Origin of the sequence: Nesterenkonia sp. E16_10, assembly GCF_017347085.1 — a bacterium.
Taxonomy (GTDB): Bacteria; Actinomycetota; Actinomycetes; order Actinomycetales; family Micrococcaceae; genus Nesterenkonia.
This window is the reverse complement of the sequence record NZ_JADPSA010000029.1, coordinates 361,246-384,869: the sequence shown is the minus strand read 5'-3', so window position 1 is coordinate 384,869 and position 23,624 is coordinate 361,246. Positions and strand designations below refer to the sequence as shown.

General features: G+C 69.0%; 20 protein-coding genes. 13 read left to right on the top strand and 7 right to left on the bottom strand.

Going from position 1 to position 23,624, the window contains the following annotated elements:
• Positions 1-12: 12 nt before the first annotated feature.
• From I2487_RS10415 to I2487_RS10375, 9 genes are all read left to right on the top strand, one after another.
• Positions 13-345, top strand: coding sequence for a metal-sulfur cluster assembly factor (locus tag I2487_RS10415; RefSeq protein WP_036476317.1), 333 nt, complete (start codon positions 13-15; stop codon positions 343-345).
• 127 nt (positions 346-472) lie between these two features.
• Positions 473-3,415, top strand: a complete 2,943-nt coding sequence (locus I2487_RS10410; protein ID WP_207171654.1) for a helix-turn-helix transcriptional regulator — start codon at positions 473-475, stop codon at positions 3,413-3,415.
• A gap of 257 nt (positions 3,416-3,672) precedes the next feature.
• The gene (locus I2487_RS10405) at positions 3,673-5,241 is read left to right on the top strand and encodes a tyrosine-protein kinase domain-containing protein (RefSeq protein WP_207171656.1); all 1,569 of its coding nucleotides are present in this window, start codon (positions 3,673-3,675) and stop codon (positions 5,239-5,241) included.
• Positions 5,242-5,388: 147 nt separating this feature from the next.
• Positions 5,389-6,132, top strand: a complete 744-nt coding sequence (locus I2487_RS10400) for a WecB/TagA/CpsF family glycosyltransferase (RefSeq protein ID WP_207171658.1) — start codon at positions 5,389-5,391, stop codon at positions 6,130-6,132.
• Entirely contained in the window at positions 6,132-7,088 is a 957-nt protein-coding gene (locus I2487_RS10395) for a glycosyltransferase family 2 protein (RefSeq protein ID WP_207171660.1), read from the top strand. Before I2487_RS10400 ends, I2487_RS10395 begins: the two co-directional genes overlap by 1 nt.
• Positions 7,081-8,703: an oligosaccharide flippase family protein gene (locus I2487_RS10390; protein ID WP_207173039.1), complete on the top strand. Its 1,623-nt coding sequence runs from the start codon at positions 7,081-7,083 to the stop codon at positions 8,701-8,703. The genes I2487_RS10395 and I2487_RS10390 overlap by 8 nt, the downstream gene beginning before the upstream one ends.
• A gap of 5 nt (positions 8,704-8,708) precedes the next feature.
• Complete coding sequence (locus I2487_RS10385) at positions 8,709-9,806, top strand: ATP-grasp fold amidoligase family protein (RefSeq protein WP_207171670.1); 1,098 nt, start codon at positions 8,709-8,711, stop codon at positions 9,804-9,806.
• A gap of 5 nt (positions 9,807-9,811) precedes the next feature.
• Entirely contained in the window at positions 9,812-10,771 is a 960-nt protein-coding gene (locus I2487_RS10380; protein ID WP_207171672.1) for an ATP-grasp fold amidoligase family protein, read from the top strand.
• The gene (locus tag I2487_RS10375; protein ID WP_255546175.1) at positions 10,768-12,228 is read left to right on the top strand and encodes a sugar transferase; all 1,461 of its coding nucleotides are present in this window, start codon (positions 10,768-10,770) and stop codon (positions 12,226-12,228) included. The genes I2487_RS10380 and I2487_RS10375 overlap by 4 nt, the downstream gene beginning before the upstream one ends.
• An 88-nt stretch (positions 12,229-12,316) precedes the next feature.
• On the opposite strand, the gene I2487_RS10370 is transcribed toward I2487_RS10375, so the two are convergent.
• Entirely contained in the window at positions 12,317-13,006 is a 690-nt protein-coding gene (locus I2487_RS10370; RefSeq protein ID WP_207171674.1) for an ATP-binding cassette domain-containing protein, read from the bottom strand.
• Between the two features lie 65 nt (positions 13,007-13,071).
• Between I2487_RS10370 and I2487_RS10365 the strand changes: the two genes are divergently transcribed.
• Both I2487_RS10365 and I2487_RS10360 read left to right on the top strand, forming a co-directional pair.
• Positions 13,072-14,670 carry an ABC-F family ATP-binding cassette domain-containing protein gene (locus I2487_RS10365; RefSeq protein WP_207171676.1) on the top strand — a complete coding sequence of 533 codons (1,599 nt, stop codon included), beginning with the start codon at positions 13,072-13,074 and terminating at the stop codon, positions 14,668-14,670.
• Between the two features lie 115 nt (positions 14,671-14,785).
• Complete coding sequence (locus tag I2487_RS10360) at positions 14,786-15,964, top strand: hypothetical protein (protein WP_207173038.1); 1,179 nt, start codon at positions 14,786-14,788, stop codon at positions 15,962-15,964.
• 3 nt (positions 15,965-15,967) lie between these two features.
• On the opposite strand, the gene I2487_RS10355 is transcribed toward I2487_RS10360, so the two are convergent.
• Genes I2487_RS10355 through I2487_RS10345 form a run of 3 tightly spaced genes read right to left on the bottom strand, consistent with a single transcriptional unit; the run spans position 15,968 to position 17,690 of the window.
• On the bottom strand, positions 15,968-16,900 hold the full coding sequence (locus I2487_RS10355; protein ID WP_207171684.1) for an SURF1 family cytochrome oxidase biogenesis protein: 933 nt from the start codon (positions 16,898-16,900) through the stop codon (positions 15,968-15,970).
• Positions 16,897-17,184 (bottom strand): acetone carboxylase, encoded by a 288-nt coding sequence (locus I2487_RS10350; protein WP_207171686.1) that lies wholly within the window; start codon positions 17,182-17,184, stop codon positions 16,897-16,899. Before I2487_RS10350 ends, I2487_RS10355 begins: the two co-directional genes overlap by 4 nt.
• Positions 17,184-17,690 (bottom strand): DUF3099 domain-containing protein, encoded by a 507-nt coding sequence (locus I2487_RS10345; protein ID WP_207171688.1) that lies wholly within the window; start codon positions 17,688-17,690, stop codon positions 17,184-17,186. The genes I2487_RS10350 and I2487_RS10345 overlap by 1 nt, the downstream gene beginning before the upstream one ends.
• A gap of 157 nt (positions 17,691-17,847) precedes the next feature.
• Here I2487_RS10345 and I2487_RS10340 point away from each other — a divergent pair, with 157 nt between their 5' ends.
• Together I2487_RS10340 and I2487_RS10335 are read left to right on the top strand one after the other, a co-directional pair.
• Entirely contained in the window at positions 17,848-18,555 is a 708-nt protein-coding gene (locus I2487_RS10340) for a beta-ketoacyl-ACP reductase (protein ID WP_207171690.1), read from the top strand.
• A 75-nt stretch (positions 18,556-18,630) separates the two neighbouring features.
• Positions 18,631-19,392, top strand: a complete 762-nt coding sequence (locus tag I2487_RS10335) for an SDR family oxidoreductase (RefSeq protein WP_207171692.1) — start codon at positions 18,631-18,633, stop codon at positions 19,390-19,392.
• A 39-nt stretch (positions 19,393-19,431) separates the two neighbouring features.
• Here I2487_RS10335 and I2487_RS10330 read toward each other — a convergent pair whose 3' ends face one another.
• The 3 genes from I2487_RS10330 to I2487_RS10320 all read right to left on the bottom strand — a co-directional run bounded on the left by I2487_RS10330 (position 19,432) and on the right by I2487_RS10320 (position 23,567).
• The gene (locus I2487_RS10330; protein WP_207171694.1) at positions 19,432-20,457 is read right to left on the bottom strand and encodes a M48 family metalloprotease; all 1,026 of its coding nucleotides are present in this window, start codon (positions 20,455-20,457) and stop codon (positions 19,432-19,434) included.
• Between the two features lie 92 nt (positions 20,458-20,549).
• Positions 20,550-20,891: a BlaI/MecI/CopY family transcriptional regulator gene (locus I2487_RS10325; RefSeq protein WP_036476298.1), complete on the bottom strand. Its 342-nt coding sequence runs from the start codon at positions 20,889-20,891 to the stop codon at positions 20,550-20,552.
• Positions 20,892-21,026: 135 nt separating this feature from the next.
• The gene (locus I2487_RS10320; RefSeq protein WP_207171696.1) at positions 21,027-23,567 is read right to left on the bottom strand and encodes a DNA gyrase/topoisomerase IV subunit A; all 2,541 of its coding nucleotides are present in this window, start codon (positions 23,565-23,567) and stop codon (positions 21,027-21,029) included.
• Positions 23,568-23,624: the final 57 nt, after the last annotated feature.

Here is a 23,624-nt window from a genome sequence, read left to right as displayed (position 1 = left end):
GAGGAGAGCGCCATGAGTGACGCTGTCACCGCGGCTCAGACGCCGCTTGAAGATGTCGAGGAAGCACTCAAGGACGTCATCGATCCCGAGCTCGGGATCAATATCGTGGACCTCGGTCTGCTCTACGGCCTGCACTACGCCGAGGACGGTGCGCTGCTCATCGACATGACGCTGACCACCGCGGCCTGTCCGCTCACCGACGTGCTCGAAGAGCAGGTCGGACAGCATGTGGGCAGCCTGGTCGACGAGTGGCGGCTCAACTGGGTCTGGATGCCGCCGTGGGGCCCGGAGAAGATCACCGACGACGGCCGCGAGCAGATGCGCGCCCTGGGTTTCAACATCTAATAAATTTGAACAATTCCCTGCCAGCTCTGTTTCTGGGAGCAACCGTGACATAGGCTGTCTCGCAGCAGGTGGCATCCATGTATGTACCCTGAAGCATTCAGGATGCCGCCTGTGCCAGGGAGCTCATATGTCACGATTGCACAGGTTTCTGGGCCGAGAATCAGAGCTGGAACTCATAGCGGCGGCTGCGGAGTCCGTTCACTCCTCCTCCGACCCGAGATTCATCCTGATCGACGGCCCTCCGGGCGTCGGCAAGACGTCCTTGCTCAACGAGGCCGTGGCCCGACTGACGGGCTGGTCCCGTGCGAATGTCTACCTCGATGTCGCCGATCGGGCGACGCCGGGCTACGCGGCCGCGCATCTGCTGCGCAAGCCGCAGCGCTACCATGCGCCCGCAGATCCGCAGGAGCTGGCCGCGCTGGTCCAGGAACAGGTCGACGGCATCACCGAACCCGTGGTGCTGGTCATTGAGGACCTGCAGTGGATGGACCCGCTCTCGGCCGCGGTGATCTATCAGACGATCCGCGAGGTCGAAGACGTCCCGCTGCTCTCGCTGGTGACCAGCCGCCCCAGCACCCGACCGGAGCTGCAGCGCCTGGCGCGATACACCGCCACCGCCGGGGAGGCGCTGCGCATCGGGGTGGAGCCGTTCAGCCGAGCCGAGGTCCGCGCTCTGCTGCAGGAAGAGACCGGGCTGCCGATCAGCAGCAATGTCACGGCGCGGATCCACGACGCCACCGGTGGGTTCCCGGCGTTCCTGGATCACGTCATCGAGAAGCTCACCGCGCGCGACGAGGCGATCACCGCCGCGGCGCTGGACGAGGCGCTGGAGCAGCTGGACCGGGGCGAAGGGCCGGCCGAGTCTCAGCGGCAGCGCATCCGTCAGGTCTTCGAGGAGACTCCTGCGCAGCTGCAGGAGGTCCTGGCGCTGCTGGGCCTCTCCAGCTATCCGCTGGCGATCCACGAGATCCGTGACCTGCTCGGCATCGAGGCGGTGGACGCCGCCGCGCTGCGAGACTCCGGCCTGGTCCAGGAATCGGTCAGGTCCGGTCGGTTCTTCCTCACCCACCACATCTTCCGACAGGGCCTCGTGGCCGGTCTCCCGCGCGAGCAGCGGGCGGATCTGCACCTGCGCCTGGCGCGCCTGGATGCGGGGCCCTCCTCGGCGCGTCACCGTGCGGAGGCGGCGCTGCTGGATCCCTCCGTGGGAGACCGCCCGGCGATCGTTGCGGCGCTCACGGAGGCGGCGCGCACCGCGAGCCGGACCAGCGATCATGCCGAGACCCTCGAGCTGAGCCGACTCGCCTTCGAGGTGGACCGATCCGGGGACACTCTGGAGGCCCTGACCTTCGCCGCGATGCGCGCCGGCACCCGGTTCGCCATCGACTCGACGATCAGCTGGGCGCAGAGCCACGAGAACGTCCATCCGGTGCTGCGCCGGGGGATCCTGGCCCGGGAGAGTCTGATCCGCGGAGATCTGCAGAGCACACTGGGCTTTCTGGCCGGGGGCGTCGGTCTGGAGGAGGCCTCGCCGAAGGCACTGCTGTGCTATGCCGACACGGTCCTGAGCGCCTCGCGCACCACGGGTCTCCGCGGCTCCTATTGGCAGCTCTTCAAGGTCGCTGAACGAACCGTCGAGGTGCTCCAGCTGCTCGAAGCACGTCTCGAAGCCGAGGATCCCACCCTGCACATCCGAATGGCCACGACCGAGCAGCTGCTGGCGGAGGCACGCGGGCTGCGGGTCAGCCTTCAGCTCTGGCGACTGTTGGAAGGCATGGATGCCGCTGAGCCCGAGCTGTTCTCCCAGGAGGTCGAGGGGCTCCTCGAGGAGGTTCGTCAGATTCCAGGCACGGAGTCTGCCCAGCTGGTGCTGCTGGTGGCGCGCGGCGCGCTGCTGCGCACCACCGGCCACCTCTCCCAGGCCTACTCGGACCTGATCTCCGCCGTCGAGAACTGGCCCGGACGAAATCGTCGCGCGCTGGCGCACGCCGAGATCCATCTCACCTACCTGCTCTTCGAGGCCGGGATGTGGAGCGAGGCCCAGGGGTTCGCCGAATCGGCCGCCGCCGAGGTGCTGGACATCAGCGAGGACAACCTGGCCCCGGTGGCGTTCAACGCTGCCCACCTGGTGCCCGCGGCCCGCGGGGAGCGGGAGGGGCAGAACTGGCCCTTCGACCTGCGCGCACACATCCACCGCATGACCGACACCAGCCTCGGGCGCGCGGGCCGAGGATTCGTCGAGGCCTGGGGTGCCACCTGCGCACAGGATCATGAGCGTGTGATCAGCAGCGTCCTCGGGCTGCAGGCCGAGCTCAACATCTGGTCCCGGGCGATCACCCCGGCAGTGCTGCTGGGCCGATCACTGTTCCACAGCGGCCGGGCCCAGGCGCTGCCAGCACTGATCACCAAGGTCCGTGCTGATGAGCACTCCTCCGCCGCGCAGCGCGAGTATGTGCTGCGGCACCTGCGCGGACTGGCCGCCATGGGGGCCGGAAAACATGTCACAGCGTATGAGCACCTCAGCGCGGCGATGACCACGATCTCCGGGATCCCGGCGTTGAAATCCAGTCAGGTCTCCGGTGACGGCGGAGCGCTGAGCATCTACCGCGGACTCCTCGCGCTGGATCTGGCGCAGTGCGTGGTGCTCGGCATGGATTCGCTGCAGGAGAAGGTCGAGCAGAGCTCCGAATGGGTGCTCTGGGCCGGGTCCATGTTCCAGGGATGCGGCGCGGAGGGGCTCTTCCATCAGGCCGATGAGGTCTTCCGAACGCTGCGCAAAGGCGGCGCCCTGCCAGATGCCGTGGGACGCGCGCGGATGATCGACCTGCCCGCAGGACTCAGCTCCAAGGCGCGGTTCGCGCTGGCCGCACTCACCGCCCGCGAGCGGGAGATCGCACTGATGGTCGGCCACGGTCTGTCCAATAAGGACGTGGCCGAGGAGCTCGTCCTCTCGGTGCGCACCGTGGAGTACCACGTGGCGAACGCGCTGGGGAAGCTCGCGCTGGACTCGCGCCACGCGCTGCGTCGGATGCTCCAGGACGAGGCCGAGGACGGTCTCCGCACCGCCTGAGCGAGTGCCGCACCAGCGGTTGGCCTGGTGCCGCCGCGGCGCCTGGGCTGCTGTGCCATGCCCCGGCTGACCTGGGCGCGAACCCCACCACGGGGAATCACGGGGGTTCCCACGTAGTCCCTGCGGGGGTTCGCCCACCACTGTGATGCGGGACCGACCTGCCGGCCTAGCGTGAGCAGTGCACCGTGACAGGCGCCCCTCCGTTCCAGGGGCGTCTGCCCGGTGACCACTGACCTTGCACCGGGAAGTTGTCGCTCATGACCATGCACGACTCTGTGCGGACCTGCCGCCGTCGATGGGCCTCCATCCTGCTCACGGTGCTCCTCGCCGTGGCCGTCTCGGTCGGCGTCTACGCCTGGCAGCCGACCATCTACGCCGCCACCACCACGATCTATGTCTCGGCCGCCACGGGGGAGAACTCAGAGGAGCTCCCCCAGGGCAGCGCCCTCGCGGGACAGCGGACCCAGACCTATGCGGACCTGGTCACAACACCGGCCGTGCTGGAACCTGTCATCGAGGCCCTGCGGCTGCCAACCTCCAGCGCCGCGCTTGCGCAGGACATCGAGGCCACGGTTCCCCGCGGCACCTCGCTGGTGAGGATCACCGTATCGGCCGGGGAGGCCCAGGCGGCCGCCGAGATCGCCGACGCGACGGTCACCAGCCTTCAAGCGCTGGTCACCGAGATCGAGACTCCAGGCGATGCCCCGGCCACCGAGGGCGAGGCCGGCGTCGAACTCGCCGTGGTCCAGGAAGCCGAAGCACCGGCGCGTCCACAGAGCCCGCGGCCGGAGATCACGCTGGGCACGGGCCTGGCACTCGGTCTCCTCCTGGGCCTTGCCCTGGCATTTCTGCGGGAAGCCCGAGACACCTCGGTCAGGACTCCACAGGATCTCAAGGACCTCACCGCAGCGCCGCTGATCGGCGTCATCCGGCGCGCACCTGCGGGGCAGAAGCGGCGCCGGGATCCCAGGTCTGTAGACGCCACGGGACCCTTCCGGGAGATGCGCCGACGCCTGATGTTCGGCAAGCCACCAGGGACCCCGAGCTCCTATGTGATCACCAGCGCCGTGGAGCAGGAGGGTCGCACCAGCGTGGCGGTGAACCTGGCCCGAGCCCTGGTGGACGGGGACCGCCGCACCCTGCTGATCGGGGCGGACTTCACGAACCCGGACCTGGTGTCCTGGTTTCGCGCCACGACCTCGGGAGCAGGCCGGCTCACCGATCTGACCCCGGCCGGGCTGAGCGAGGTGCTTGCCGGACGGGCGTACCTCGAAGACGTGGTCATCACCGACGCCGAACCCGGTCTCGACGTCCTCCCGGCCGGCCGGGGGACGGTCCAGGGCCTGGAACCCGCCAACCTCGACGCCATGGCGGCACTGCTCGAGGGCTGCGCCGAGACCTACGACGTCACCGTGATCGACACGCCGGCGCTGCTGAACGAATCCGATGCGGCACTGCTGGCTCAGATCACCACCGGTGTGATCATGGTGGCGCGCTACGGCGAGGTCACCCGGGCCCAGCTGGGCACCGGCCTCGAGCTGCTGACCCGCGCCCGCGCTCGACTCGTGGGGGTGGTCTTCACCGGGGTTCCGCTGCGCGGACCGGACAGCCTGCGAGACCCTCGGTCCTCGCGCTCACGCCGACGACGTCGTGATGCCGGACCCGGACCCGATGCAGGTCCCCACAACTCCGGGCGGAACCTGAGTGCCCAGGACTCCGGACTCCCCTGGGCGCGACGACGTCGGCTCCCCGACGGCACCTTGACGCTCTCCGAGGCCGCCCCGCGCAGCCCGCATATCTTCTCGCTGCCTCAGGACAGGACGTGATCTGTCCTCATGGCTGCTCCGACCCCAGGCCCCGCCGCCGCCTTCCTGTCGGCCGAGCCAGGCTGCCGCACCCCCGGCCAGGTGACCCAGCAGGGCTTCACCGGCCTCGCCCCCTGCACCATCGATCCATCCCTGAGGAGACCTGAGATGACTGTCATCCCGTCCTTGATCGTTCCGCTGCTCAACGTCGACGTCACTCCGCTGCGCAGGGAGGAGCTGCTGGCCCACATCCGCGACGCCGCCCAGGAGCACCGCCGGATGCTCGTCGCCGGGCACAACCTGCACTCCGTCTACCTCTGGCACAACCTGCCGGAGTTCCGCGACTTCTACGACCGGGCCGGCGCCGTCGTCGTCGACGGCATGCCGCTGCTGGCCCTGATGCGGATCGGGCTCCGGGTGCCGCTGCGCACCGAACATCGGATCGGCTCCACCGACTGGGTGGAGGGCCTGGCGGACCTTGAGGGGATCCACCGCGTCTCTCTGCTCGGGGGCACGCCTTCCGCGAGCGCCGCGGTGCTGAAGCATCTGCGCTCCCTGGACGGCGAGGTCGACTGGCAGGCCATCCCCGGTGACCCCTGGCGCGCGGAGAACCTCGAAGAGGTCGCGGACACCATCCGGGAGCACGACCCGCAGGTGCTGCTGATCGGCATGGGCATGCCGTTGCAGGAGCGGATCGCCGACGAGCTCGCCTCACGCGTGGACGTTCCGGTCATCGCCACCGTGGGCGGCGCGCTGGACCAGCTGGGCGGCACGCAGTCCCTCGCCCCTCGCCGGCTCGGCGCGATGGGACTGGAGTGGGCGTGGCGCCTGGCCACAGACCCGCGGAGGCTCGCCGGACGCTACCTGTTGGAGCCCATGAAGCTCGCCGCGCTGCTGATGTGGAGGGCCTGATGAGCATCGACACCCCCGCCCGGGTTCAGACCGGGAAGGTCGCGACCTTCGACGCGGAGCTGGCAGCAGACCCGGCCCCTGCGCACGCCCCGTCACTGACGGCTGTCATTCCCACCGTGGGGCGACGTTCCCTCAAGCGCGCCGTCGCCTCGGTGCTGCGTCAGTCCTTCGACACCACGGCTCTGGTGGTCCTGGATCGGCCCGAGAACGCCGGGCGCGTCGAGAAGCTGCTCGACGGCCTGCCGCACACCCTGGTCCTCACCACAGGAGGGCTCGGGGCCGCGGGTGCGCGCAACCTCGGGGTGCGCAGATCCGGCACGACGCATGTGGCCTTCCTCGACGACGACGACGAGTGGGTCTCCGAGAAGGCGGCCCTGCAGATGGCGATGGTCGAGGAGGACACCGTGGTCACCTCCCGTGCGCTGCTCGTCGGGACCTCGAGCCGGGTGGTCCCGGAGCGGCTGTATCAGGGCCAGGGGCAGGACGCGGAGGCCGTGGTGGACTACATCCTGGACCGCTCCACGCTGCGACTCCGGCGCACCTTCATGCAGACCTCCTCGCTGCTGTGCAGCCGGGAGACCGCACTGCAGATTCCTTGGAACGAGGAGCTCACCAGGCACCAGGACTGGGACTGGCTGGCTCGGCTGGACGCAGCCGGCAAGTCCCTCACGATGCTGCCCGAAGTCCTGGTCAGGGTGCATCAGGGCAGCGTGGGCTCGATCTCGCGCAGCGCCGACTGGAAGGCCAGCTCGCGCTGGATCGACTCGATCGGCACCACCGTCTCGCAACGCTCCGGTGCGGACTTCCGGGCCTCGGTGGTCGCGCGCGACGCCTTCGCCTCCGGGGCATGGAACCAGGGAGTGCGTCAGCTGGTGAGATGTCTGCGCGCTCGCCCACACGCGGCCGCCGTCGTGGTGGCCATGTCCGGGATGCTGCAGGTCGGCGGGCATGGCTGAAGACAAGGCTGTCCGAGAGTCCCGGGGTTCAGCGGTGTCCCACCCGGGGTTGCAGCGAAGCTGGACCGCGATGTTCGTGCGCACCGCGGGTCTGCGCGTCGCGGTGCTGCCGATCAGCGCACTGTGCGCCCTGACCACGGCGGGTCTCACCGTGCACTACGCGGGGGTGCTCGCCTTCGGGTTCATCACCCTGGTCGCGCAGCTGCAGCTGGCGCTTCCGTTCGCAGACCTCGGCATGGGCGCCGCCGTCGCCCGGGCGACGGCCCGGGCCGATGGTTCGACCCAGGCGCGGCAGGGCCTTCGGGCCCTGATCCGGCGCACCGCCCTGGTGCTGCTCGCGGTGGGACTCCTCGGTGCCGCGGCCGCGGCGCTGAGCGGGATCTATGGGTTCTGGTCCAGCGTCTTCGACGTCCCCGAGACGCTGGCGCCCGAGGTGGATCTGGTCATGAGCCTGGTGCTCGGGGTGTTCTTCCTGAGCCTCCCGCTGGGCCTCGCCGAGCGGGTGCTGGTGGGCCGGGACCGGTCGGATGTGCTGGTGCTGCTGGGACTGCTGCCCTCGGTGGGAAACCTGTTGGCGGTCTTCACGCTCGGCCAGCTGGGGGTGCCCGTGGCCTGGCTGGCGCTCGGGCTGCCGCTGAGCACGCTGAGCTTCCTCGGTGTCTGCGGCTATCTGGCCTTCCTGCACCCCCGCATCGGGATCCGCGGGATCCCTGCCCCCGCCCCCCAGCCGGAGGACCACACAGCCGCCGAGCTCCTCGATCCCGCCGGTCCCGCCGAGCCGTTGGAGTCTCGTCGGCGCCGCCGGGCGCTCGCCGAGAGCACCTCCATCAGAGTCATCCTCTTCGGCGGACTCCCGGTGCTGCTGGCCACGGCCGGCATGGTGCTCTCCGAGCAGCACGGTCGACTGCTCCTCGCCGCCGCCGCGTCCCCGCTGGAGCTGAGTCAGTACGCCATCGCTCTGCAGCTGTATATGCCGATCTACTCGGTCTTCTACATGGCCGCCACGGTCCTGTGGCCGCGGTTCGCGGTGGACCCTTCACCCGAGCTGTGGCGCCGAGCCAACCTGATGCTCACCGGGCTGGGCGTGGGGGCGGCCGTGGGCTACATCGTCTTCGCCCGCCCGGTGGCAGGTCTGGTGACCGGCGGCAGTCTGGTGCCCTCCTGGGGAGTGGTGCTCGGACTCGGAGCGGCGCTGGCGGCACAGGCCGCACACCTGACCCAGGTGAACCTGTTCACCGACCGCAGCGGATTCTGGCGCCAGGCGGCGATGTCGCTGTGCCTGCTCGCGTTCGTGGTGCCGGGAACCCTGCTGGGCATCCGGCTGGGACTCGGAGCCGCCGCCCCGGGCCTCTCGATGGCGGTGGGCGTGGTGATCGCCCAGGTGATTCCCGGCCTTCTGATGGCCTCCCGCATGCTCCGCGAGCCCGAGACACCATCGAGCTCGCCGTCCCCCTCCGGACACTGCGCAGCCCTCTCCGGACACGGCGCAGCCGACTCCGGACACGGCGCAGACCCCTCCGGACACGGCGCAGCCGCCTCCGCACCTGATTCCGACTCCTTCGACCTCACCTCGGCACCGGTGTCTGCCCAGCAGCCCGTCACTCTCGAAAGGTAATCACGATGCGCCCCTCACTTCGCCGCCTGCTGAGCCCCTTGCCGGACACCCTCCTGCGGCACACGATGTACCTGCGGTGCTACCGGCGCCGGGGCGACTTCAACAACCCCACTCGGTTCAGCGAATTCCTGACCCAGCGGATGCTCCAAGACCGCAGTCCAGAGATCGCGTGGACCTGCGACAAGCGCGCCATGAAGGAATACGCCGCTGCGCACGCCCCATGGATCAACGTTCCGGAGACCCTCTGGCGAGGCACCGACCTGAGCCAGCTCGACCTCTCGAGCCTGCCGGAGCGTTGGGTCATCAAGCCGAATCACGGCAGCAACAGCGTGCACTTCGGGGACCCCAGCACCACCCTGGGGGAGCTGCAAGAAGTGACGCGAGGGTGGCTGCGTCCGTTTGACCGGATCGCCGTGGGGGAGTGGGCCTACACCGCCGCCAGACGAGAACTGATCGTAGAACCTCGTATCGGGGCCGGGCGGCCGCTGGCTGACTTCAAGATGTTTGTCTTCCATGGAGAGCTGAAGCTCGTGCTCACCTATCAGGGACGATTCACCGATGGTCTCCGCGCGGTCTTCTACAACCGGGAGTGGGAGCCGCTCGACATCAGGAATGGGGCGCCCCGCGGGACGGTCTCGCCGAGACCCCAGAACTTCGAGGAGATGGTCCGCGCGGCTGAGACGCTCGGGGCGGGCTATGCCTCCATGCGAGTCGACTTCTATAACCTCGACGGCGACCTCTGGTTCAGCGAACTGACCCCCTATCACGGCGGCGGACTGGACCCGTTCACGCCCGAGTCGGTGGACCGCCAGTTGGGCGCCTGGTGGGCCGGGGCCGGGGCCATCGAGGAGCTCCCGGAGGGTCTCCCGCGGCTGCTCGTCGCAGACCCCGAGGAGTCGGACCGAGGGGCCGTCGTCGGCCATGAAGGGTCCCCGAAAGTGACCTGCCCGATCACAGCAACCACGTCTGGGGCGACTCCTGGCTCGACCCCTGGCTCGACCCCGGACTCACCGGAGGTGCCGACCTCCCGCTCCGCCCATGACTTCTCAGATCTTGCACCCGCACAGACGCCTGCTCCACAGGCCGTTCCCCTTGAAAGGTGACCACCATGCACCCGTCGTTCCGTCGACTGCTGACTCCGATACCCGATCCGCTGCTGCGCCATGTCATGTATCGCCGCCGATTCGGACGCTGGGGCGACTTCAGGAGGCCGGCTCGATTCACGGAGTTCCTGACCCAGCGAATGCTGCAGGACCGCAGCGCCGAGATCGCCTGGACCTGCGACAAGCGCGCGATGAAGGACTACGCCGCAGAGCACGCGCCCTGGATCCAGGTACCTGAGACGCTCTGGCATGGCACCGATCTGGACCAGCTGGACCTGGCAAGCCTGCCGGATCACTGGATCATCAAGCCCAACCACCGCAGCAAGGCGGTCCACTTCGGGGACCGCGGCACCACCGTGGAGGAGCTTCGCAGCGTGACCAAGGGATGGCTGCGTCCCTATGACCGGATCGCCGTGGGGGAGTGGGCCTACACGCAGGCTCGGCGTGAACTCATCATCGAGGCCCGGATCGGCTCCGGGGTCCCGTTGACCGACTTCAAGATCTTCGTCTTCCACGGACGGGTCCAGATCCTGCACACCGACCACGGTCGCTTCACCGATGACTTCGAGGAGGTGTTCTACAACCGCGACTGGGAGGCCCTGAACATCACCAATGAGGCGCCACGAGGGGTGGTCGCTCCACCGCCGGAGAACTTCCGGGACATGGTCCGCGCCGCAGAGGCACTGGGTGCCGGCTATGACTTCATGCGGGTCGATCTGTACAACCTCGACGGTGAGCTGTGGTTCGGCGAGCTCACGCCCTACCCCTCCGGCGGGATGGACCCCTTCACCCCCGACGCGGTGGACCTCCAGCTGGGGGCCTGGTGGGCGGGGTTCGACGCCGTGAAGGACTACCCCGCAGGACTGCCCCGGCTGATCCTCGCGGATGCGTCCCTCGATGCTCAATCCCTGCCGGATACGGACCACAGCCCCGTCCGAACCCAGCGGGAACGGGCCCTGCCATGAGCGCCCAGCCCAACCCGGTGGGCGTCACCAGCACCCAGCGGCAGCTCGACTGGATGAGTGCCCCGGCAGGCCCAGCCTCGGCCCGACGCTGGCAGACCGGCTACGCCAGACGCCTGGTCGTCACGGACCTCGCCGTCATCGCCGGCTCACTCGCCCTGGGGCATCAGCTGGGCCTGCCGGGAGTGGACGCGGTGAGCACCGGGCTGCTGGCTGCGCTATGGATCACGGCGCTGGGGGTCAGCAGGTCCCGGGATTGGCGGCACATCGGTGCCGGGGTCACCGAGTACCGCAGGGTGCTGATCGCCACCGCCGCGAGCTTCGGACTGTTCTTCGCGGTGCTGGTGGCCCTGGAGACCCCCATCGCGCGTGAGCACCTGATCTGGTCCCTGCCGGTGGGCGCACTGGGCCTGATGCTGGGTCGATTCCTCTGGCGCCGCCGACTGCACGCCCAGTGGCGCCGCGGCCTCTGGACCCACCGCGCGGTGGTGGTGGGACATCCCGGGAAGGTCCGTCACGTGGTCTCCGCGGTGCAGGGGTCCAAGACCGTGACCGGCACGATCGTGACCGCCACCCACCCTCTGGCAGGTGACCACACCGGCGACGACGCAGGGACCCGCGAGCGCGCCGTCGTCCAGATCCTGGACGTCGTGACGCGCAGTGCGGCCGACCTGGTGCTGCTCACCGAGACGGATTCACTCTCGGCACAGGGGGTGCGGGAGCTGGGCTGGGCGCTGGATGCGCTGGATGTGAACCTGGTGGTGGTGCCCTCGCTCACCGAGACCGCCGGGTCGCGGATCAGCTCGCATATGATCGCCGGTGTGCCGCTGCTGCATGTGGCCTATCCCCGGCTTACCGGGATCGCCCGGCTGACCAAGCGCACCTTCGACCTCGTCTTCTCCGCCCTGGCGCTGCTGATGCTGGGGCCGCTGATGCTCAGCATCGCCCTCTGGGTGCGTCTGGACAGCCCCGGGCCGGTGCTCTTTCGCCAAGAGCGCGTGGGGATCCACCACTCCCGGTTCTCGATGCTGAAGTTCCGATCCATGGTGGTCAACGCCGAAGAGTATCTCTCGCTGCTCCAGGAACGGTCGGAGGGCAACGGGGTGCTGTTCAAGATGCACCAGGACCCCCGGGTGACCCGCATCGGTGCGGTGCTGCGCCGACTGAGCCTGGATGAGCTCCCGCAGTTCTTCAACGTGCTGCGCGGGGAGATGTCGGTGGTGGGACCGCGTCCGCCGCTGCCCGTGGAGGTGGAGACCTATGACGAGCACGCCCACCGACGGCTGCTGGTGAAACCCGGGATCACCGGGCTCTGGCAGGTGACCGGACGTTCTGACCTCTCCTGGGAGGAGAGCGTCCGGCTGGACCTCTATTACGTGGAGAACTGGACGCTGCTGGGCGACATCCAGATCGTGCTGCGCACCGCGCGGGCGGTCTTCGGCGGGGCCGGGGCATACTGACCCGACCGGATCCGACCCGACCTGACCTGACCTGACCCGGCCTGACCTGCCCGGCCTGACCCGGCCGGGGGTGGCGTCGGGGCTTCGGTCAGGCGGCGCCGGCGATCTCGCGGTAGCACGCGATCGCCGGGCCCGGAGCGTCGTCGGCGATGAGCCGACCCTGCTCGAACACCAGCACCCGCTCGGCGCGCGCGGCGAGCGCAAGGTCATGGGTGGCCACGATCATCGGGGCCTGAAGCCCCATCAGCAGCTCGGTAAACTCCACGGTGCTGCGCAGATCCAGCAGCGTGGTGGGCTCGTCGGCCAGGACCAGTCCCGGCTCCGCGGCCAGGACCCCGGCCAGCGCGACCTTCTGCCGCTCCCCGGAGGACAGCTCGTAGATGCTGGAGTCCTCGCGGTCCCCGAGACCCATGGTGTCCAAGATCTCACGACTGCGCTCCCGCCGCCCTGCGGCCGAGCCGATGCTGCGGCGCAGCGAGAACGCGATGTCCTCACCGACCACCGGCATGATCAGCTGCGCCTGTGGATTTGCGAAGATGAAACCCGGCCGCACGCCCGCGGGTCTGAGCTGGAGCGATCCCTCTGTGGGCGCCACCAGGCCCGCGATCAGGCGCAGCAGCGTGGACTTGCCCGAGCCGTTGGCGCCGATCACCGCGATCCGGTGCTGCTCCAGCGTCAGGGTCAGCGGGTGCAGGATTCGGCGTCGTCCGGCCTGGGCGGTGTCGACGTCGAATGCGACGGCATCGAGCGTCGTCGTTACACTAGAGAGGTTGTCCACCAAACCCACCCATCTGAAATTGTCAGGCCGGCGAACCGTGTTCGGCCCGAAGGGAAGCTGCACCGTTGATCAGCGTATCCAATCTTGAACTCCGCGCCGGCGCGCGCCTGCTGATGGACGAGGTCAACTTCCGGATCGACTCCGGCGACAAGGTCGGGCTCGTCGGTCGCAACGGTGCGGGCAAGACGACGATGACCAAGGTGCTGGCCGGGCTGACCCAGCCCGCCGCCGGTCATGTGGAGCGCCGCGGCAGCATCGGCTACCTGCCGCAGGACCCCAAGATCGACGATATGGAGCAGCTCTCCCGCGACCGGATCCTCTCGGCACGCGAGCTCGACGTGATCACCGCAAAGCTGCGCCAGGCCGAGCAGGACATGATGAGCACCGACGACGCCGTCCGGGACCAGGCCATGGCCCAGTACGGAAAGGTCCAGACCCGGTTCGACGCCGCCGGAGGCTACTCCGCCGAGGCCGAGGCCGCGATGATCTGCAACAACCTGGACCTTCCGGAACGGATCCTCACCCAGCCGCTGAAGACCCTCTCGGGTGGACAGCGGCGCCGCGTGGAGCTGGCGAGGATCCTGTTCTCCGACGCCGACACGCTGCTGCTCGATGAGCCCACCAACCACCTCGACGCCGACTCCATCGTGTGGCTGCGCGATCACCTGCAGAGCTACGCCGGGGGAGTCCTGATGATCTCCCACGACGTGGAGCTCATCGAGTCCACCGTGAACAAGGTCTTCTACCTCGACGGCAACCGCACCACCCTCGACGTCTACAACATGGGGTGGAAGAAGTACCTGGTCCAGCGCGAGCAGGACGCCGCCCGGCGCAAACGCGAATTCGCCAACGCGGACAAGAAGGCCACCCAGCTGCGCTTCCAGGCCGAGAAGATGCGCGCCAAGGCCACCAAGGCCGTCGCGGCGCAGTCCATGCTCAAGCGCGCGGACCGGATGATGGCCGGGCTCGAGGGCGAGCGCGCCGCCGAGCGCGTGGCCAACATCCGATTCCCTGCGCCGGCCTCCTGCGGCAAGACCCCGCTCATGGCGGAGGGCCTGTCGAAGTCCTACGGCTCCCTGGAGATCTTCAACGGACTCGACCTCGCCATCGACCGCGGCTCTCGTGTGGTGATCCTGGGCTATAACGGCGCGGGCAAGACCACGCTGCTGCGCCTGCTCGCCGGTGCTGCCGATGCCGATTCGGGCCGCGTGATCAGCGGTCACGGGCTCAAGCTGGGCTACTTCGCGCAGGAGCACGACACCTTGGACACCGAGAGCTCGGTGCTGGAGAACATGAAGACCGCCGCGCCGTTCCTCAATGACACCGATCAGCGCAAGATCCTCGGCTCCTTCCTGTTCTCCGGCGACGATGTCAGCAAGCCTGCCTCGGTGCTCTCCGGCGGTGAGAAGACCCGCCTGGCGCTCGCCTCGCTGGTCGCCTCCAGCGCGAACGTGCTGCTGCTCGATGAGCCCACGAACAACCTGGACCCAGCCAGCCGCGAGGAGATCCTCGCCGCGCTGCGCACCTACGAGGGTGCAGTCGTGCTGGTCAGCCACGACCCGGGCGCGGTCGAGGCGCTGAGCCCGGACCGGGTGCTGCTGCTGCCTGACGGTGAGGAAGATATCTACACCAAGGACTACGAGGACCTGATCACGCTCGCCTGAGACGTGGGCCTGCCCGCGTGAGGTGGCGGGCTTGCCCGGTCTGAGCTGCAGCTCCGCAGGTCTCGTGTGCATTCTCGGTCTGGTCCGTGCGGGCTGCCAGCGCTAGGCTCACCGGATGACCCTGACACCTGACGCGCTGCTGACCGGCCCGCGCGGTCGCCGGCTGTGCCTGGAGTTCGCGCTGGCCTCTGAGCAGCAGCTCGGCTCTGAGTGGTTCCGGCTCGCCGAGATGGTCCAGGAGGCATCAGGCCCCTTGTATCCCGCGGACCTCAAGGGTCGTCGCTATCTGCGGAGGGCCGTATTCGGACGGCGGAAACCGCCTCGTCCACCAGTCGCGCAGCGGACCCCGACTGACGTCGCCGCGGTGCTGGATGACACCGCTCTGGCGGATCCCACGGAATACCTGCTCCGGCTCGTCCTCGGTGATGCCACCGACCTCGCATGGTATTGGCAGGAGCCGGAGGGTCATGACCAGCTGATCGCCGCTGCGCCGCTGCGGAACTCGCTGCGCCGCGTGGCCGCTCACATACTCGAGGCCGACGCAGCGGCCTGGTGGGTGGACGACGTGGATCTCAGCGACCAGGCCTGTGTGCAGTTTCCCGACATTCCGGGCTTCGAGCGGGCGGGCGAGCCTCCTGCGGTGCTGCGCAGCTGGCGCGAGGACCAGGAGCTGATGGAGCTCCGGGCGCTGGGCGAGCGTCGCGCGGATCCCACCTCGAACTGGAGCGGCGAATGGTGGTCGCGTCCGCCGGGGATGCTGCTGCGGAGCAGTCCCCGCTTCTCAGATCAGGCCCCTACGGTGCTCTACCTGGTGGAGGACGGCTTCGGCTGGGAGACCGCCCATACCCGGAGACTGTGGATCCCGGGGTCTCCGCGGGTCTACGAGATCCACACGAGCGAGGACTGGGCTCAGCTGTGTCGAGAGTTCCCGCTCGAGGTCACCGGTGAGAAGCGCCACGACTGGTATCGCACCACCGGCCGCGCAGGACGCTGGGTGATGCCTGATTGGTCGGCGGTGGCCCAGGAGTATGACGCGGTGCACCTCAGCGTCGCGGGATACCTCACTGCGGCGGGCCGGGCCCTCCACGTCGATACCGGCCCTGCGAGCGATACCGGCCCTGCGACCGATACCGGCACCGCCAGCGTGATCGCCGGATGGAATCCGGGTGAGACCTGGTGGCTCACGGCAGGCCCGGGACTGGGCACGGAACTGACCCATTGGCAGCTCGAGAATTCGCTGCACTGGCGGCAGGTGGGGTCCTGCGCCCAAGACGAGTACCCGCCGGCGGAATGATGCTCAGCGGTGCAGCCGCTGGTCCACCCAGGCGTCCTCGAGGTCTTCATCGGAGAGCTTGCCGGTCTTGATCCGCGCTCGGCGCTTGACCTCTCGGATCCTGTCCTGGGCAGGGGCCGAGGAGGCCGCATGCACCGGAGCCCCGTCTTGGCCTTCGGCATGGTGTGGCTCTCCCGAGATCAGCGCCTCGGCCTCCTCGTAGTCCCGGTTTCGGGCATGGATCCGGGCCGCATAGCCCCAGCCGATGAAGCCGAGCAGCCCGAAGGTGATCCACTGCATCGAATACGACAGGTGTGGGCCTTCATCCTGGGAGGGCCGGATGAGCTGCCGGGGTGCGATCTCCGGCGCCGGGGATTCCTCGGCCATGAGTCCATAGCCACCGGTCAGCACGTCGTAGCCGAGCTGGTCCTGGTATTCGACCAGGTCGATCGAGGCCAGCTGGCCCTCGGGTGCCCCCCGGTTGATCTCCGGCTCGACGGGCCGGATCCGGGCCACCAGGTCCACCTCGCCCTCGGGCGGAGCGGGGTTCAGTGCGGGCTGGGATCCGTCGGTGCTGTCGGTGGGAAGCCAGCCGCGATCGATGATCACCACGTCCTCGGTGCCCGCCACCGCGAAGGGGACCACAGACTCGTAGCCCACCGAGCCGCTGTGTCCACGGTTGCGGACCAGCCGGGAATCCTGGGTCAGGTACTCGCCGCTGAGCTCCACGACGGTCCACTCATCCTGCTCGTCGGCGGCCTCGAAGAGCTCCCGTGCCTCGGCATAGGGGATCGGATCCTGGTCGTAGTTCTCCACGATCCGGTTGATCTCCTCCAGCGCGACCTCGCGGCGGTCGATCTGCCACTGGCCCAGGAACACGCAGGCCACCGCGAAGAGCACGCAGATGCCCAGCCAGCCCAGCCAGGTGGGGGTCAGCAGGAACCGGTAGCGCCTCACGGGTCCGCCTGCTGCGGCTCATCGGGGGTGGCGCGGGGAGCGGCTGGGCCGGCGTCGAGCGGTTCGGTGCTGCGCCAGAACAGCCTCTGAGTCAGATAGTTCTCCAGCCAGGGCCGGTGTTCGTCGCAGGCCAGCCAGATCTTGCGTCGTTCGGGCGTATGGACCTTCGGGTTGTTCCACAGCACCTGCCAGGTCGCGTCGAGTCGACAGTCCTTGCGCGAGCACTGTGGAGTCTGCGGTCCGGGCTGCGCGCCGGCGCCGCCCAGGGTGTTCAAGAGGTCCATCAGCGGTGCATGTCCTGATCATCGAGGGGCTGGTTCGATCTGTCCTGCGGCTGGGCGTCGTCTCTGGTCGCCGGATCCTGATCGATCGGGTCCTGATCGTTCGAGTGCTCGGGCCCCACCAGCTCGCCGGGGATCACCTGGGACTCGGAGACTCCGTTGGAGAAGCCATTCTCGGAGTCAGACTCATCCTCTTCCCACCACTGCTGGTCAGCTTCCGGCTCGCCCTCTTCGTGGGCGGTGGCCAGCATCGCGGGGGAGTCCAGGTCCTCGGACTCCCGACGCCCCATGTAGCGGTCGGCACCGACATTGGCGGTGGTGACTGCCACGTAGGGCAGGATCACCGCGGCGGCCAGCAGCACCCAGGTCATCCAGTTCTGCAGGATCACCGCAAGGATGAAGCACACCATGCGGATGCCCATAGACACCGCATAGCGCACCATCCTTGAGTGCTGCTCGTCACTGTGCTTCTGAGGAGCATCAGTGATCGAGTGGACCTGGTCGCTCACCGGTTCATTCTAGGGTGCCAACCTGGTGCCGGACGGCGATGTGACGCGACGGTCACATACCCGCTGGCATAGGCTGGGCCGGGAAGCCCTACCGGGCCGTGGGCGCCACTTCACCAGCGTGCGCCGGATCGGCCGCAGAGACGTAACAAGGAGACTCATGACCGCACGCAGCGTACTCATCACCGGTGGAAATCGCGGCATCGGCCGCGCCATCGCCGAGGCGTTCATCGCCAACGGGGACAAGGTCGCCGTCACCACGCGCAACGGAGACGCCCCTGAGGGTGCACTCGGCGTCGCCGCCGACGTCACCGACGCCGCCTCGGTGGACGCGGCCTTCACCGAGGTCGAGCAGGCCCATGGCCCGGTGGAGATCCTGGTCGCCAACGCCGGGATCACCCGCGACACCCTGCTGATGCGGATGAGCGAGGAGGACTTCACCGATGTGCTCGACACCAACCTCACCGGGGCCTTCCGGGTGCTCAAGCGCGCGTCCAAGGGCATGATCCGGATGAAGAAGGGCCGGGTGGTGCTGATCTCGTCGGTGGTCGGGCTCTACGGCTCTCCGGGCCAGATCAACTACGCCTCCTCGAAGTCTGGTCTGATCGGCATGGCCCGCTCACTGACCCGAGAGCTCGGCGGCCGGGGGATCACCGCCAACGTCGTCGCCCCGGGGTTCGTGCGATCGGACATGACCGATGAGCTGGACGACGCCACCCAGGCCAAGTACCTGCAGAACATCCCCGCCGGGCGCTTCGCTGAGCCCACCGAGGTGGCCTCGGTGGTGCGCTGGCTCGCCTCCGCAGAGGCCGGCTACATCTCCGGCGCCGTGATCCCGGTCGACGGCGGCCTGGGCATGGGCCACTGAGCCCGACCTCCGGGCGGGCCATCCCGGCGCGCACCCCAGCAAGCATCACGTACCAGCAGAACTGAGGACACAGTCATGACAGAGCAGGATCTCGCCGGCATCGGCGCCATCATCACCGGTTCATCGCGCGGCATCGGTGCCGCCACCGCGGCCCTGATCGGGGCTCGCGGCGCCGGCGTCGTGGTCAACTACCGGCAGAAGGCCCCCCGCGCCAAGAAGGTCGTCGCGGGGATCGAGGAATCGGGTGGACGAGCGGTCGCCGTGGGCGCAGACCTCACCGAGGCCGCCGGGGCCCAGGCGCTGGTGGACGCGGCGGTGGAGAACTTCGGTGCACTGAATCTGCTGGTGCTCAACGCCTCCGGAGGCATGGAGTCCGGCCGCGGTGAGGACTACGCGCTGAAGCTCAACCGCGATGCCCAGGTGCAGATGGCGCGCACCGCGATCGAGGTGATGCCGGCCGGCTCGCAGATCGTCTTCGTGACCAGCCACCAGGCGCACTTCATCCACCAGACCGCCACGATGGACGCCTATGAGCCGGTGGCGCGCTCGAAGCGTGCCGGGGAGGACGCGCTGCTGGAGCTGATCCCTGAGCTCGACGCCAAGGGCATCACGCTGAGCATCGTCTCCGGAGACATGATCGAGGGCACGATCACCGCGACCCTGCTCGAGCGTGCCGAGCCCGGCGCCCTGGCGACTCGCCGCGCGGCCGCCGGAAGGCTGTACAGCGTGGAGGAGTTCGCGGTGGAGATCGCCTCGCTCATCGGGCGCAAGGATCTCGCGCAGGGCCACACCGAACTGGTCGGCGGCGCCGAGGACTTCCTGGCGGCCAACGGCTGATCGGGCCGGGCTGAACAAGGCCGGGCGCTCAGCGCCCGGTCACGGCCCCAGCAGCAGCGCGGCGGTGGGCACCAGGATCAGGGCCGCGACGATGGCCAGGATCCCGCCCAGCGCGGCTCGACCCAGCGGCTCGGGCGGGACCAGCAGCCTGCGCAGCCGCGCCGTGGTGATCAGCCCAGACTGGTCCTGCGCTGTGGCATTTTCGGTGAACGTCTCGGCGACCGTCGCCTCGCGGCGCACGTCGCGGTGTTCCAGCCCGGAGGAGCTCAGGGCCAGGGCGCGCACCAGGTCCTCACGCCGATGGGCGCGCAGGGCGCCGTCGTCGGCCAGCATCTCGGTGAGCTCGGTGACCGCGGCGCGCCCGTGCCGGGTGGTCGGCAGCCAGGGCAGCGCCCGGTACCAGGCCTCGAACGCCATGGTCAGGAAGTGATGTCGCTGCTGCAGGTGCGTCTGCTCGTGCGCGACGACGGCGGCGAGCTCGCCCTCGGAGAGCTGATCCAGCAGCCCCCGGGAGAGCACCGTGACCGAGCCGGAGTTGGTCCGACCGGGCAGACAGTAGGCCAGCGGCGCGTCATGTTCCAAGACGTGGGCGTGGAGCAGCTCCGGAGAGAGATTCAGGTGTCGCCCCAGGGTGGCGGCCTGGTCCCCCTGAACCGGAGTGGAGAGCAGCCGGACCACATCGCGGTGCCGCCGGCGCTGGCCCAGAACCCGCACGTAGGTCAGCAGCAGCGTGGCCAGCAGGTGGCATCCCAGCAGCACTCCCAGGCACAGTGCGAAGATGTGGCCGGGGTGCACCTCGAGCTCGGTCAGCGCCGCGAAGTCGGCCGCCGCTGAGAGGCGCAGCACGTGCATGGCCGCTCCCGGCACCGACTCTCCGAAGGGTCCCAGGCCATAGACGATCGGGGCCCCCACCATGGAGAGCCCTCCGGCCAGGGCGATGGCCTGCCACAGCAGCATCGCCGCCCAGGGGGAGCGGGCACGGAACGTCGCCTGGCTGAGCACCCGGGGCACCGGGACCGCCAGGGCGAGGGCCAGCGCGGCGAGACAGACGGCGAGAAAGGTCACCGACTCAGTTTAGTCTGCGAGGCGTGAGGGCTTCGGACGCTGCAGATCCTTCAGGCAGATGCTTCAGGCGCAGGGATCACACGCCGTCGCGGCTATTTCTGCAGCAGCCGGCGCAGCGCCGCGGCCTCGGAATCCGGGATGCCCCCGATGAACCGGGCGAGCACTGCCTCGCGGTCTCCCGCGGTGCCCAGCACCTCGTTGAGCATCTCCACGGTGTGCTCCTCGCGGGAGGCCACGGCGGTGTAACGGTGCGGGCGGGTGGAACGTTCACGCCGGACCATGTCCTTGCGCTCCAGACGGGAGAGCACGGTCAGCACCGTGGTCACCGCAAGGTCCTCGCCGAGCCGGTCGCGCACATCATTGGCGCTGAGCGATTCGCCGCCGTCCCAGAGCAGGCTCATGACCGAGCGCTCAAGTCCTCCGAGAGTGGCCATCTGCAGGTGCTCCTTATCGCGGTGACACGTCGAAAATCCTGGTGAGAGCGCTCGTCGAAGCGTCCTCGAGGACAGGTGATGTACCTAGGATACTCCTGCCGACCGTCGATTTCTACACGCTGTAGTAATGGTCGGTCATGTGGCCCCGACCGCCGCGGCGGCAAGCGCCTCGGGGCTCGGTGCGACCGCGTCGACGCCGCGTTCCAGCGGGATCCCGGACCCGTCGCGGCGCACCATCTCGGAGGGAAGATTCCGTGCGACGCCGTTGCGCGCCGCCCCCAGGGCCGGCCCGATCCCGGCCCAGCCCAGCTTCAGATGGTCCTCTCCGCGCATGAACCGGTGAGCCCGCACCCCGGCGGTCCCGCGACCCTTCGCGGGGAACTCGGCGAAGTCGGTGAGCTTGATGCTTCCGGCCTCGAAGCCCTCCAGCGGGGTGTCCCCGGCGGCGAGGGTCACCACCAGCGCGGTGGTGCTTGCCTCGGCGTCCTCCGGGGCTCCGGCGGCGGGGACCACCGAGAAGCCGATCACGGTGTCCTCAGGAGCCAGCTTGATCCCGAGCATCCCGGCCGCGGTGCGCCCCTGGGCTCGGACCAGCGCGGCCTCGAAGCGCAGCAGCTGCGCGCCGGCGGTGATGAAGCAGAGCTGGTCGGCGTCGTCGGCGGCCACGGCGGCCCCGATGACCCGGTCCTGGGCGCGGCCCTCGCCCTTGAGCGAGATCACCTCCCAGTCATCACGATTCAGCGGATAGTCCGGGTTGACCCGTTTGACCCGGCCCTGCGCGGTGCCCAGGGCGATCACCGCATCCAGGGGCACGAAGGCCAGGAGCTCCTCGGCCTTCTCCAGGTGCAGGAACTCCTTGGCCTTCACGCCCTGGTTGAGATTGACCGTCCCGGAGGACATCTCCACGGCCGGCATGTCCACCACGGGAACCCGGATCATCCGGCCGGCCGAGGTGACCGCGCCGATCTCGCCGCGAGAGCTGGTGGGCACCACGGAGCTCAGCGCGTCATGGCGGGCGCGCCGGGTGGGGTGGACCAGGCTGGAGCGGTTGGTGGTCCGGGCCAGCTGACCCGAGCTGGAGAGCACCGCCCAGCAGGGCGCGTCGGGGATCTGCAGGCTGGACCCGGCGGCTGGCGCGGCGGGGTCCGGCTGCGCGGAGACTGCCGGGGCGGCCTCGGCGTCGAGCAGCTCGGTGCGCCGGTCATCGCCGTACTTCGCCGCCACCTCGTCGAGCTCCGCGGCGACCAGGTTGCGCAGCCGGTCCTCCGAGCCGAGGATCGCTTCGAGCTCGGCGATCTCCGCCTCCAGGCGTTCCTTCTCCTGCTCCAGCTCCAGGGCGGAGTAGCGGGTGAGCTGGCGCAGCCGCAGCTCGAGGATGTGATCGGCCTGAGCCTGGCTCAGATCGAAGATCGTCATCAGCCGGGCCCGGGCCGCGGCGGTGTCCTCGGCGGCGCGGATGATCTGGATCACCTCGTCGATGTCGAGGATCGCGATGAGCAGCCCCTCGACCAGGTGCAGCCGAGCCTGGCGCTTGCGCAACCGATAGGCGCTGCGCCGGCGCACCACGTTCAGCCGGTGGTCGACGTAGACCTGCAGCATCTCCAGCAGGCCCAGGGTGCGCGGCTGACCGTCGACCAGCGCGACATTGTTGATCCCGAAGGAATCCTCCAGCGGGGTGTACCGGTAGAGCTGGCCGAGCACGGCCTGCGGGTTGAAGCCCGCCTTGAGCTCGATGATCATGCGCAGCCCGTGCTTGCGGTCGGTGAGGTCCAGGACGTCGGAGATGCCGGTGAGCTTCTTGGCCTGAACCGCGTCCTTGATCTTCTCGATGACCTTCTCCGGGCCGACCATATAGGGCAGCTGGGTCACCACGATCCCGGTCTTGCGGGCCGAGACCTGCTCGATGGAGACCTTCGCCCGGGTCTTGAAGGTGCCGCGGCCGGTGCGGTACGCGTCCCGGATCCCCTCGAGTCCCACGATCCGCCCGCCCGAGGGCAGGTCGGGGCCGGGGATGTGATGGATCAGGTCCTCGAGGGTGGACTCCGGGTGCAGGATCAGGTGTTTGGCCCCGTTGATCACCTCGCGCATATTGTGCGGCGGCATGTTCGTCGCCATGCCCACCGCGATGCCGGAGGCCCCGTTGACCAACAGGTTGGGGAAGGCGCTGGGCAGCACGCCGGGCTGGGTCAGCTGGTTGTCGTAGTTGGGCTCGAAGTCCACGACGTCCTCGTCGAGGTCTGCGGTCATCGACAGCGCCGGGGCGGTCATCCGGGCCTCGGTGTAGCGCGGGGCGGCCGGCCCGTCGTCGAGCGAGCCGAAGTTGCCGTGCCCGTCGACCAGCGGCAGCCGCAGCGCGAAGGACTGCGCCATGCGCACCAGCGCGTCATAGATCGCGGCGTCGCCATGCGGGTGCAGCTTGCCCATCACCTCGCCGACGACGCGCGCGGACTTCACATGGCCCTTCTCCGGGCGCAGGCCCATATCGGACATCATGTAGAGGATCCGGCGCTGCACCGGCTTCAGACCGTCCCGGGCGTCCGGCAGGGCTCGCGAGTAGATCACCGAATACGCGTACTCCAGGAAGGAGGTCTCCATCTCCGCGGAGACGTCGATGTCGATGATGTTCTGCTCCGGGGTGACCGGGGGAGTGTCGGCGCTCTTGGAACGGCGGGCCATAGCGAGGGTGCTGGTCCTGTATCTCTCGGTGGGCAGGTGCAGGTGTCAGCCGCGGGC